7 protein-coding genes are annotated in these 11,556 nt (G+C 73.1%); all 7 read right to left on the bottom strand.

Annotation, left to right across the window (positions count from 1 at the left end):
- Positions 1–14: 14 nt before the first annotated feature.
- Complete coding sequence (locus tag ACFT4A_RS01870) at positions 15–1,496, bottom strand: MFS transporter (protein ID WP_382825215.1); 1,482 nt, start codon at positions 1,494–1,496, stop codon at positions 15–17.
- A 577-nt stretch (positions 1,497–2,073) separates the two neighbouring features.
- On the bottom strand, positions 2,074–4,791 hold the full coding sequence (locus ACFT4A_RS01865) for a family 78 glycoside hydrolase catalytic domain (protein WP_382825012.1): 2,718 nt from the start codon (positions 4,789–4,791) through the stop codon (positions 2,074–2,076).
- 93 nt (positions 4,792–4,884) lie between these two features.
- A complete protein-coding gene (locus ACFT4A_RS01860) occupies positions 4,885–6,285 on the bottom strand; it encodes a cytochrome P450 (protein ID WP_382825010.1) in 1,401 nt (466 codons plus the stop codon).
- Between the two features lie 142 nt (positions 6,286–6,427).
- The gene (locus ACFT4A_RS01855; RefSeq protein ID WP_382825008.1) at positions 6,428–7,534 is read right to left on the bottom strand and encodes an NAD(P)/FAD-dependent oxidoreductase; all 1,107 of its coding nucleotides are present in this window, start codon (positions 7,532–7,534) and stop codon (positions 6,428–6,430) included.
- Between the two features lie 167 nt (positions 7,535–7,701).
- Positions 7,702–8,865, bottom strand: a complete 1,164-nt coding sequence (locus ACFT4A_RS01850) for a substrate-binding domain-containing protein (RefSeq protein ID WP_382825007.1) — start codon at positions 8,863–8,865, stop codon at positions 7,702–7,704.
- A gap of 43 nt (positions 8,866–8,908) precedes the next feature.
- The gene (locus ACFT4A_RS01845; protein ID WP_382825005.1) at positions 8,909–9,982 is read right to left on the bottom strand and encodes an ABC transporter permease; all 1,074 of its coding nucleotides are present in this window, start codon (positions 9,980–9,982) and stop codon (positions 8,909–8,911) included.
- Positions 9,979–11,544, bottom strand: a complete 1,566-nt coding sequence (locus ACFT4A_RS01840; RefSeq protein ID WP_382825003.1) for a sugar ABC transporter ATP-binding protein — start codon at positions 11,542–11,544, stop codon at positions 9,979–9,981. Before ACFT4A_RS01840 ends, ACFT4A_RS01845 begins: the two co-directional genes overlap by 4 nt.
- Positions 11,545–11,556: the final 12 nt, after the last annotated feature.

The raw sequence follows: 11,556 nt of genomic DNA, 5'->3' as shown, positions 1-11,556 counted from the left end.
CGGCCGGGCGGGCCTCACATCGGGCCGGGGCCCGTCCCGCCCTTGAGGCGTTCCAGGTCGGAGGGGCGGACCTGGATGACGACGAGGGCGATCAGCGCGGCGACGGCGGTGAAGATCGCCGCCATGATGAAGGCGGCCGAGACACCGGCGGTGAGGATCTCGTCGGACCAGGGTTTGGGCAGTTGTCCGGTCTGTTCGAACCGCAGTCGCTCGGCCGGGGTCGCCTGTCGGAGGAAGTCCGGGATCTGCTTCTCCGCCTCGTTGGTGCTGGCCGTGCCGTACATCGTGACCAGGATGGACAGGCCGAGCGAGCCGCCGACCTGCTGGGTGGCGTTGAGGAGTCCGGACGCCGCGCCGGTCTCCGGTGTGGCCACGTTGGACAGCGCCATGAGGGTCAGCGACACGAACTCCATGCCCATGCCGAGGCTGAAGACGAGCATCGGGCCGAGGACACTGCCCGCGTAGGTGGAGTCCACGTCGGTCAGGGTGAGCCAGGCGAGGCCCGCGGCGGCCAGGATCGCGCCCACCACCATGAACGGTTTGGGCCCGTAGACGGGCAGGAAGCGCGACGCCAGTCCGGCGCCGACGGCGATGACCGCGCTGACCGGCAGGAAGGCGAGCCCGGCCGCGAGCGGGCTGAAGCCCAGCACGTTCTGCACGAAGAGCGTCAGGAAGAAGAACATGCCGAAGATCGCGGCGGCGAGGCACAGCATGATGCCGTAGGTGCCCGCGCGGTTGCGGTCGGCGAACATGTGCAGGGGCGTGATGGGCTGTCTGGAGCGCCGCTCGATCAGGATGAAGGCCGCCAGGACGACGACCGCCCCGACGAACGAGGCCACCGTGAGCGGGTCGCGCCAGCCGTCCTGCGCGGCTCTGATGAACCCGTAGACGAGCAGCACCATGCCCGCGGTGGAGGTGAGCGCGCCGGCGATGTCGAAGCGTCCGGGGTGGCGCTCGGACTCCCTGATGTAGCGGGGCGTGGCGAGCACGATGAGCAGGCCGATGGGCACGTTGACGAACAGCACCCACCGCCAGTTCAGCCACTCCACGAGCATGCCGCCGGCGAGCAGGCCGATCGCGCCACCGCCGGCGGAGACCGCGGCGAAGACGCCGAAGGCGCGGTTGCGTTCGGGCCCTTCGCGGAAGGTGGTGCTGATCAGGGCGAGGGACGTCGGGGAGGCGATGGCACCGCCGACGCCCTGGAGGGCGCGTGCGCCGAGGAGTTGGCCGGAGTTCTGGGCGAACCCGCCGAGCAGGGAGGCGAGCACGAACAGCAGCACGCCGAAGATGAAGACGCGCCGCCGGCCCAGGATGTCGCCGGCCCGGCCGCCGAGCAGCAGCAGGCCGCCGAAGGTGAGGGTGTAGGCGTTGACCACCCACGACAGGCTGGTGGTGGAGAAGTCCAGGGAACTCTGGATGTGCGGCAGCGCGATGTTCACGATGGTGATGTCGAGGACCACCATCAGCTGGCAGGAGGCGATGACGAACAGCGCCATCGCGTTTCCGCCACCACCGGATTCCCTGGTGGTGGTCGCCTGTGGTGAAGCCGGCTGCGGGCTGCTGCCTGCGGTGTCCACCGTTCGACGGTACGCCCGCCTCCCGGACCTCACCACTCGATCACCGTCAGCCCCTGCGGTTGCCCTTCGGTGACAGCAGTTGCTCGCGCAGGACGGTCAGTTGGTGCGATGTGTCCACCTCGCCCGGGCCCACATCGCCTCCAACGCGCCGCTGACCTGCCGCGAGGGCTGCGCCGTCGACCTGGGGACGACCCCCGCGGGCTACGCGGATGCATCCGGCCGACGGTCTACTGGTGCACGGAAACCTGCGCAAGGCGGCCCGGCCGGGACGAGGACCTGGCCGCGGACCTCCTCGACGGGGTCGGTCTCGGCGAAACGGGAGGTCGCAGCCAGGGCCAGCGCCTCGCGATCGCCCGGGTGAGGGTCCTGGACGAGGCCGTGGCCGCCCTGGACGTGTCGATCCAGGCATAGATCCGCCGGCTGCTCGACGAGATCCGCCGGGACACCGGGGTCGCCCTCGTCTTCGTCGGACACGACCTGGCCGTGGTCCAGCCCATCACCGACGGCGTGCCGGTGATGCGCCAGGGCACCGGCTGCTGCTCGCGGCCGTCCCTGTCTCCGGTGAGGAGAACGGGTGGCGCAGCGGCAGCGGAGGCCACTCAGGCGTCGTGCAGCCCTCCACGGTGAAGGTGTGGCTGCCCGAACCGACCTCGAACGGGGGCGTCCCGCCGGGGAGTTCGACCAGGGCGGTGGTGTTGGGCGGGACGACCGCCGTGACCGTGACGGTGTCGCCCTGCCGCTCCCACCCGGCCTCGGCGCGCCCGTACGGCGTGAGGTGCGCGGCGTGCGCGCGGGTCAGCGTGCCGCCGGGCACCGGTGCGACGCGCAGCCGCTTCCAGCCGGGCCCGGCCTGCCCGAGCCCGGCGACGGTGCGGTGCAGCCAGTCGGCGACCGCGCCGAGGGCGTAGTGGTTGAAGGAGGTCATCTCGCCCGGGTTGACGGTGCCGTCGGGCAGCAGCGAGTCCCAGCGCTCCCAGACCGTGGTGGCGCCCATGGTCACCGGGTACAGCCAGGAGGGGCAGCCGGTCTCCAGCAGCATCCGGTAGGCGATCTCGGGCGCGCCCGCCTCGGTGAGCGCGTCGCAGATCAGCGGGGTGCCGGCGAACCCGGTCGCGATCCGGAACCCGGCCCGGCGGACGATCTCCACCAGGCGCCGACCGGCCCGCTCGCGCTGCCGTGCGGTGGGCAGCAGCGCGAACCGCAGGGCCAGCGCGTACGCGGTCTGCGCGTCCGAGGCCAGCAGGCCGCCCGGGGTGACGAACTCGTCGGCGAAGGCGGCCCGCACCCGCCCGGCGAGCCGCGTGTACCGCTCGGCGTGCTCCCGCTCCCCCAGCAGGTCCGCCACTTCGGCCATGATCTCGGCCGTGCGGGCCGCGTAGGCGTTGGCCACCAGGTCGCCGTCGGTCCGGGCGTCTCCCGGCCGGTCCGGCGGCGCGCCCGGGTCCAGCCAGTCGCCGAGCTGGAATGCGGCGCGCCACAGGCCACCGCCCTCCGTCGCGTACCGCTCCAGTTCGTCGGCCCAGGCGGACATCGAATCCCACTGGGCGCGCAACAGGCCCTCGTCGCCGAAGGCCCGGTACAGCGCCCAGGGGACGAGGACCGCGCTGTCGGCCCAGATCGCGTTCGCCGCGCTCGGGAAGCCGTCGGGCAGGGCGTCGGGCACGACCAGCGGCGGGATCGCGCCGTCGGGGCGGGCGAGTTGCTCGGCGGCAAGGTCGCGCAGCCACGAGCCGAGCATGCCGGAGCAGTCGTAGAGGAAGGCGGCCGTGGGGGCGAAGACGGCGATGTCGCCGGTCCAGCCGAGGCGTTCGTCGCGCTGCGGGCAGTCGGTGGGCAGATCCAGGAAGTTGCCGCGCATGCCCCACACGATGTTCGCGTGCAGCTGCTCGACCAGGGGGTCGGAGCACGCGAACCAGCCGGTGCGTTCCATGTCGGTGTGCAGGACGACGGCTTCGATGTCGTCCGGGTCCAACGCGCCGGGCCAGTTGTCCACTTGTGCGTACCGGAAGCCGTGGAAGGTGAAGAGCGGCTCGTACGTCTCGCCCTCGGGGGCGCCCTTGAGGGTGTAGCGGTCGGTGGCCTCGGCCTGCCGCAGGGGGCGCAGGGCGAGTTCGCCGTGTTCCAGGACCTCGGCGTGGCTCAGGGTGAGGGTCCGCCCCGCCTCGCCCCGCACCCTGAGCCGCAGCCGGCCGACCAGGTTCTGCCCGAAGTCCAGCACGGTGTGACCGGCCGGGGTGGTCAGGACGTGTACGGGCTTCAGCGTCTGCGTGCGGCGTACGGGCGGGCCGGTCGGTGCCACCAAGTCGCCCCGGGGCAGGTCCGGTTCGACGACGGGCATCCAGCCGTCGCCGGTCTCGCCGGGTGCGGACCAGCCGGGGCGCTCCAGGCGGGCGTCGTACTCCTCGCCGTCGTACAGCTCGGACCGCAGCGCCGGGCCGGTCGCGGCCTGCCAGCGGCCGTCGGTGGCGACGGTCTCGCGGCTCCCGTCGGTGTAGCGGATCTCCAGCTGGGCGAGCAGGGCGGGCCGGTCGCCGTAGACGGCGCGCCGGCCGCCGTGGAAGCCGAGCCGGCCGCTGTACCAGCCCTCGCCGAGCTGGGCGCCGAGCACGTTCACGCCCTCGCGCAGCTGCTCCGTCACGTCGTAGGTGGAGTAGCGCAGCCGGTGGTGGTACGAGGACCAGCCCGGGGTGAGGACGTCCGCGCCGACCGGGCGGCCGTTGAGCTCCGGCCGGCAGACGCCGAGGGCGGTGACGTACAGGCGGGCCGAGGCGACCGGTGCGCGCAGCCGGAAGGAGCGGCGCAGCAGGACGACGGGCTGTGGTCGTCCCGGGTCGATGTCCAGGTCCGGGTGCGGGGCGATCGGGCGGGCCGTCCAGTCCGCCGCGTCCAGCAGTCCGGTCTCCGCGTACGCGACCGGCGACCAGGCGGAGACCCGGTCCTCGGCGTCCCGCACGCGCACCCGTGCCCCGATCCGCGTGCGCGACGCCAGGTCCGGCCCGGGCCACGGCACCAGCACCGACGCGTCCGAGGCGACCGGGCCGTCCGTCCCGCCGATCCGGGCGCCGGCGTCGTCGAGCAGCTCGATCTCGTACGCCGACTGCCGCCAGCCGGGTGCGTCGGTCTCGGTGCGCCAGCTCAGCCGGGGGCGGGGCTCGCCGATGCCGAGCGGCTCCCGGTGGTGTTCGAAGACGGGGGCGGTGACCTCGGCCTGCATGGGAAAGCTCCTCACTCCGCGTTCTGCTCGTGAGTCGGTCGACCCGGCGATACGAGGCGGGTGTCGAGGCCGGTCGCCGGACCGGCCTCGTGGTCAGCGGCCGCCGCGGATCAGGCCGGTGAGATAGCGCCACAGCGAGGAGCGCTGCCGGGCGGACGGGTCCGGCAGGACCTCCTCCGCCACCCCCGGCGCGGGGTCGTCCGCCGCCCGCCGCACGGGCGCCGAGGCGAGTTCGTACCGCACGGGCAGCGAGCGCAGGCCCCGCATGAACGGGGAGGAGCGCCAGGGCAGTTGGTCGGCGGGCAGCGCGAGGTCGAGGTGGTCGAACCGCTGGAACAGGCGCCCCACACCGGCCGCCGCGACCGTCGAGGCGAGCTCCCGGGCCGGGCACTGGCGCGGACCGGCTCCCCAGGACAGGTGCGCCCGGGTGCTGATGGTGGTGCCGGAGGCGACGTGGTCGGCGAAGAGCGGGTCGGCGTGGGCCGCGGCCGAGGAGACCCACACCGGGTCGCCCGCGTGGATCGTGTACTTGCCGAGCGGGGTGTCCTGGGCCGCGAAGCGCGGGACGAAGTTCACCAGGGGCGGCTTGCGCATGACCACCCGGTTCATGGTCTCCCTGACCATCCCGGCGGACAGGCTGGCGCGCACGCTGCTCTCCCCCGAGATGACCTCGACGACGGTGTTGGAGATGAGGATGCCGACGTGGTCGGAGGTCATGCCCAGCAGCATGAACAGTTCGCGGGCGAGCTGGTCGAGCGAGAGGTCCGGGTGCGCGGCCAGCAGGTACGAGGGAAAGTCGTCGCCCGGCTTCTGGAGCTTCCCCGCGGCCAGTTCCGCCAGGGTCGCCAGCAGGCGCTCCAGCGCGGCCTCGGCGTCCGGGCCCGCGTCGAGCACGCGCCACATGTCCATCAGCGCGTCGTCGCCCTGCGAGCCGGGGAAGCCGAGCAGATGGCTCGCCACCATCAGCGGCAGCGGCCGGGAGAACTGCGCGGACAGGTCCGCCACGCCGGTCTTGCCGCCCTCTCCCACCAGGGTGATCAGCTCGTCGGCGTAGGCGGTGACGGCGGACTTCAGTCGCTTGGCCTGCGGGTGGCGCGGGTCCTGGAACGGCTTGAGGGCCACGTCCCACGCGGACCGCAGCGGCCGGTAGCCGGGGCCGCCCTGGATCAGGATGTGGTTGACCTCCAGGGACGGGCCGAGCGGCCAGTCGGCCGGCACCCTGCCCTCGGAGCGGGCCCGCCAGTTCTCCAGCCCCTTCGGGAAGCCGTCGTTGTCCTGGAGCACCTGGAGGGACTCGCGGTAGCCGAGGACCAGCCAGGCGGGCACGCCCAGCAGATCGACCGGCGCGACGGGGCCGTGTTCGTGCCGCAGCCGCTCGTAGACGAGCGAGGGACGTGTCTCGTAGTCCCGGGTCAGCAGCGGTTCAGGACTCAGGGACTCCAGCCGCGTGTCGTCCAGGTCCACGGATCCGCCGTCACCCCACTGGGATTCCATCGTCTTGCCACCCTCCGACACGCCCCGTACCGGCACCCCATCAGCCGGTAGCCGGAAACGGTGGGGACCCTACCCCAGTGCGAACTCGCGGGTAACGACGGGGGGTGGGCGAGGGCGGCCCGGCGGCGGGAGGTACGGCGGATCAGGCCGCCGTGTAGCCGAGTTGGCGGCGCATGTAGGGCGTCATGAGCGTCTTCGCCTTGGCGAGGGTGGTGGTGCGGCTGCCGAGGACGGCGGACTCGCCGCCGGGTACGGGCAGCACGGTCAGTCCGTCGGCCGGGCCGAACGGCACGATGAGGGGGGTGCGCTGGATCGGCCGGTAGAAGCGCGGCTCCTTGCGGTGCTTGCCGGAACTCTGCAGGTAGGCGCGGATGTTGTGGGCGGCGATGTCCGCCTGGGCGAGGGCGGCGGGGGTGATCTTGAGTTCGCTGACGTCGTTCACGTCGCCGACGGCGAACACGTCGAGCCTGCCCTCGACGCGCAGCGTCCGGTCGACCTTGACGTGTCCGTCCCGGTTGAGCCAGTCGCCGTGTCCGGCCAGGCGGAGCCAGAGGGTGTTGGGGGTGGTGCCGGTCGCCCAGAAGGACAGGTCGGCCTCGATGATGTCGCCGCGGGCGTCGCGGTAGGTGCCGAAGTCGTTGCCCGGGGACATGAAGGCGTCGAGCCGTACCTCGACGTCGTGGGACTCCAGCCAGGCCAGGGCCTTGCGTCCCGGCCGGGTGCTGCCCGTGGAGTCGAGCAGCGCCGGCCCGGAGTGGGCGAGCGTGACCCGGGCGTCGGGGCGGGCGAGGCGGATCTCGGCGCTGAGTTCGACGCCCCCGGGGCCGCCGCCGACGACGAGGACGTGTTCGGCCGTGGCGACGTTGCGCTGGTGTTCGGCGAAGGACTTGGCCGCCTCCTCGGTGGTGGTGCCCGAGAAGCGGGCCGGCTCGGGGTAGTCGGCCCCGGTGGCGATCACGACGACGTCGTAGGGCAGCCGCTCTCCGGTGGCGAGGACGACCTGCCGCTCGGCGGTGTCGATGCGGACGCACTTGCCCGCGACCACCCGGCCGTTGCCGAGCAGCCGGTCGTACGGGATGAAGGGGGTGTGGGTCCACTCGGGGCGGATGCCGGCGCGCAGGGAGGCGACGCGGTGGAAGAAGACCTCCTTGCGGTCCACCAGCGTGACCCGGGCGAGGCCGTCCAGCCGCTTCGCCAGCCGGACACCGGCGTAGCCCCCGCCGATCACCACTACGTCGCCGTCGTACACACCGAGTCTCCTGTGCCTGGTGGGGGTGCGAGTGCCGCCGCGGACGGGCCCCGCTCGGATCGACCCCCGGCGGCCACTCGACTGACGGTGAGACTAGCCCTTGAAAATTAAAGGGATTCCGAGGTTCCGTGCATGTTCCGTGAAGGGATCGGCACCCTGACCGGCCGTCACTTCCCCCAGATCTTCCGGTACGCGTCCTGGTAGCCCGACGGGTCCCAGGTCGAGGCGCCGTCGCTGTTGCCGGCGGTGGCGATGTGGATGGGGGCCGTGTACCCGCTGGCCGGGCGGTCGGCGAAGGCGCGGTTGAACTCGTCGACGATCTGCCAGCCCTGGAGGGTGAGCGGCTCCGGCACGGTGGCGGCCTGGTACTGCTCGCCGTTGATGCGCTGGAAGGCGGACGGGTCGCCGTCGCCGGCGCCGATGTTGAAGGGCGGCCCCGAGCCCTTCTCGCCGGCCGCGCGGAAGGCGGGGGCGGCGTCGGCGAAGTACAGGTCGTTGATGGCGACGGAGTGGGTCCAGCGGTCCTGGAACCGGGAGAGCAGGGAGGAGATCTCCCGCGGGGTGCGGCTGCTCGCGTCGGGGATCGGGATGTTCTCGACCGAGAGCAGCTTCACGCCGGAGCAGGCGGCGAGTTCCTTCCTGATCAGGTCGGACTTGTTCCTGGCGAAGGGGATCGAGGCGTCGGTGATGACCACGACCCCGGCGCGGCCGTCCGAGTCGGAGATGATCCACTGCGCGCTGATGCGGGCCACGTCCTGGACCCGGGTGGTGACGTTGGTGAAGAGGTCGGGCCGGCGGCTGGGTCCGGGCTCGGGGACCGCGTGCCAGCCGATGAGCGGGATGCCCTGGGCGTTGGCCCGCGCGGCCTGCTGTGCCGTGGAGTCGGGGTCGAACCCGCCGATGACGATGCCCGCGGGCCGCAGGGCCACGGCCTCGCTCATGGCCGCCTGGATACCGGCCGGGGTGCCTCCGCCGTCGATCACCCGGACGTCCCAGCCGATGACCCGCGCGGCTTCCCGCACGCCCTTCGCGGCGCCCGCGACGCCGGGATTGGTCATGGTCTGGGCGACGTAGACGATCGTCTTGCCGGACACCGCCGCGGGGCCGTCGGTGGGCCCGCCCCAGGGGATGTCGGTCCGCTCGGCGCGGGTGACGGCGGCCTGGGCCCTGGCGTTCACGGCGGGGCAGCCGCTCGGGCCCGTCGCGGTCTCGTCCGCGCCGTCCGACGAACCGCGTTCGCAGCCGACGAGGGCGGCCGCCGTCGCCAGCAGGGCGCAGGAGGCGAGCCGCGCGGTGCGGGCCGCGGGGGCGGGCTTGTGGTTGCGGTGCACGGAAGCTCCTGTGAGGGATCGACGCGGCGGGACGTGTCGGGGGTCAGGGGGGTGTGCCCGCCGTTCCGGCCTCGGGCGTCGGGGAGGACGGCGGCGGGGGCGGCGCCGCGGGCGAGTCGCGTGCCGCGGCCCCGCCGCGCAGCCTGCGCCGGGCGGCGTATCCGGCCAGGCCCACGGCGATGAGCAGGGTGCCGCCGTGGAAGAGCGGAACGGTCCAGAAGTCGGCGCCGAGCTGGGCGATGCCGGTGAGCCCGACAGCGAGGACGGCCACGGCGACGACGGTCCCGAGGGCGTTGGGCCGGCCCGGCTTGATCGCCGTGGAGCCGAGGAGGGCGCCGACGAAGGCGGGCAGCAGGTAGTCGAGGCCGACGCTCGGGTTGCCGATCTGCTGCTGGGACGCGAGCAGCACCCCGGCGAAGCCGACGATCAGCCCCGAGGTGGCGAACGCGTAGACGGTGTACTTGCGGGTCAAGATGCCGACCAGGTCGGCCGCGCGCGGGTTGGACCCGACGACGTACAGGTACCGGCCGAGCGGCAGCCGTTCCAGCACCAGCCAGAGGACCCCCGCGAGGGCGAGCACGTAGAAGGCGGGCACCGGGAGGCCGAGGAACGTGGAGTCGTAGAGGTCGGTGAACGCGGGCGGGAGGCCCTGCGGACCCGGGACGATCCGGCTGCCGTCGGTGATCCAGCCGGTCACGGCGTACAGCATGCTGCCGGTACCCAGGGTGGCGATGAAGGAGTCGATGCGGCCGAACTCGACGATGACGCCGTTGAGGACGCCCACGACCAGGCCTCCGGCGAGCACCGTGAGGCAGGCGAGCGGCCAGGGCCAGGACTCGTTGACGATGAGCTGCAGCACCATCACGTGGGCCAGGCCGAGGCCGTAGCCGATGGACAGGTCGAAGGCGCCGGTGACGATGGGGACCATGGCGGCGAGCGCCATGACGGCGGGGATCGACTGGTTGGACAGGATCGAGTCGACGGTGTCCAGCGTGGGGAAGGTGCTCGGCAGGGCGAGGGAGAAGACCAGGTAGAGCACGGCGGTGAGGGCGAGCAGCCCGTAGGCGCCGATGTGGTGCCCGCCCGGCCTGCGCGGTCGGGTCCGGGGGCTCTTCATGGGTTCGTCGCGGTGGTGGACGGGGGCATGGCCGAGGCGGCCCGGGTGAGTCCGGCGACGGTGAGCGCCCTGCCGCCGAGCTCGGCCGTCACCGCCCCGCGAACGAAGACCAGGGTGCGCCGGCACACGCTCGCGACCTCCTCGAAGTCGGTGGACAGGAGCAGGACCGCCAGGCCTGCCTCCAGGGCCTCGTCGAGCAGGCGGTGGATCGCCGCCTTGGCGCCGATGTCGACGCTCGCGGTCGGCTCCTCGAGGATCAGCAGCCGCAGGTCCGTGCGCAGCCAGCGGCCGATCACGACCTTCTGCTGGTTGCCGCCGGAGAGGGTGGCGACGGGGGTCTCGCTGTCGCGGGGGCGGACCGAGAACCGTTCGATCAGAGCGGCGGCCGTGGCACGTTCGCGCCGGGGGCCGATCCAGCGCGGCGCCGGCACGCCGCCGGCGCGCGGGTTGGCCAGGAGGTTCTCCCGGACGGTCAACTCGGCGAGGCAGCTCTCCCGCAGCCGGTCCCCGGGCACGAACCCCACACCGAGACCGACGGCCTCGGCGACCGTACGGGGGCGATACGACCGCCCGTACAGCACGGCCCGCCCGTCCAGGATCGGCCGGGCGCCGGCGAGGGCCCGGCCCAGGTCCATGTGCCCGGCGTCGGAGAGCCCGACCAGCCCGAGCACCTCCCCGCCCGCGAGTTCCAGACTGACGGGTCCGGCCAGGGGGGTGCGTACGGAGTCGAGGGTCAGGACGGGGGGTGGCGCCGCCGGGGGCGTCGGCGTGTAGGCGGGTGCGGGGCGGGCGGCGAGGGGTTTCTCCTCGCCGACGATGTCCTGGACCAGGCGGGCGGGGCTGTGGTCCCTCAGGCTGCCGTGGCTGACGAGGTGGCCGTCGCGCAGGACGGCGAAGGTGTCGGCGACCTGGTAGACCTCGTCCAGGCGGTGACTGACGTAGAGGACGGCGTGGCCGCGGTCGCGCAGGTCGTGCAGGACGTGGAAGAGCCGGGCGCTGTCCGTGGCGGGCAGGCGGGCGGTGGGCTCGTCGAGGACGATGAGCTTCGCGCGGGCCGCCAGCGCCCTGGCGATGGCGACCAGCGAGCGGTCGGCCGGTGCGAGCCCGGAGACCGGGGCGTCGGGGTCGAGGTGGGCGGCGACGACGCGCAGGGCGTCGACGCAGCGCGCACGCGTGCGGCGCCAGGAGATCAGCCCGGTCCGGCGCCCGTAGCCGGTGGTCAGGGCGATGTTCTCGGCGACCGTCATCCACTCCACGAGACCGAGGTCCTGGTGGATGAAGGACATGTCGCGGGAGGCGGTGGGACTGCCGAGGGGCTGACCGTCCACCGTGATCTGCCCCGCGTCGGCGTGATGGACTCCGGCGAGCACCTTGATGAGCGTGGACTTTCCGGCCCCGTTGGGACCGAGGAAGGCGAGCACACTGCCCGCGTACACATCGAGGTCGACCCCGGCCAGCGCGACGGTCCCGCCGAACCGCTTGCTGAGCCCGCGGATACGGACCAAGGGCTCCGGTCCGAAGGGCGAAGCCGCCTTCGCCGGCATGTCGGGAGCGTCGCGCACTCGATCAAATTA

Source organism: Streptomyces sp. NPDC057099, from assembly GCF_042671245.1.
Classification (GTDB): domain Bacteria; phylum Actinomycetota; class Actinomycetes; order Streptomycetales; family Streptomycetaceae; genus Streptomyces; species Streptomyces purpurascens.
Note: the sequence above shows the minus strand (reverse complement) of the source record. Positions and strands in the feature narration are given on the sequence as shown.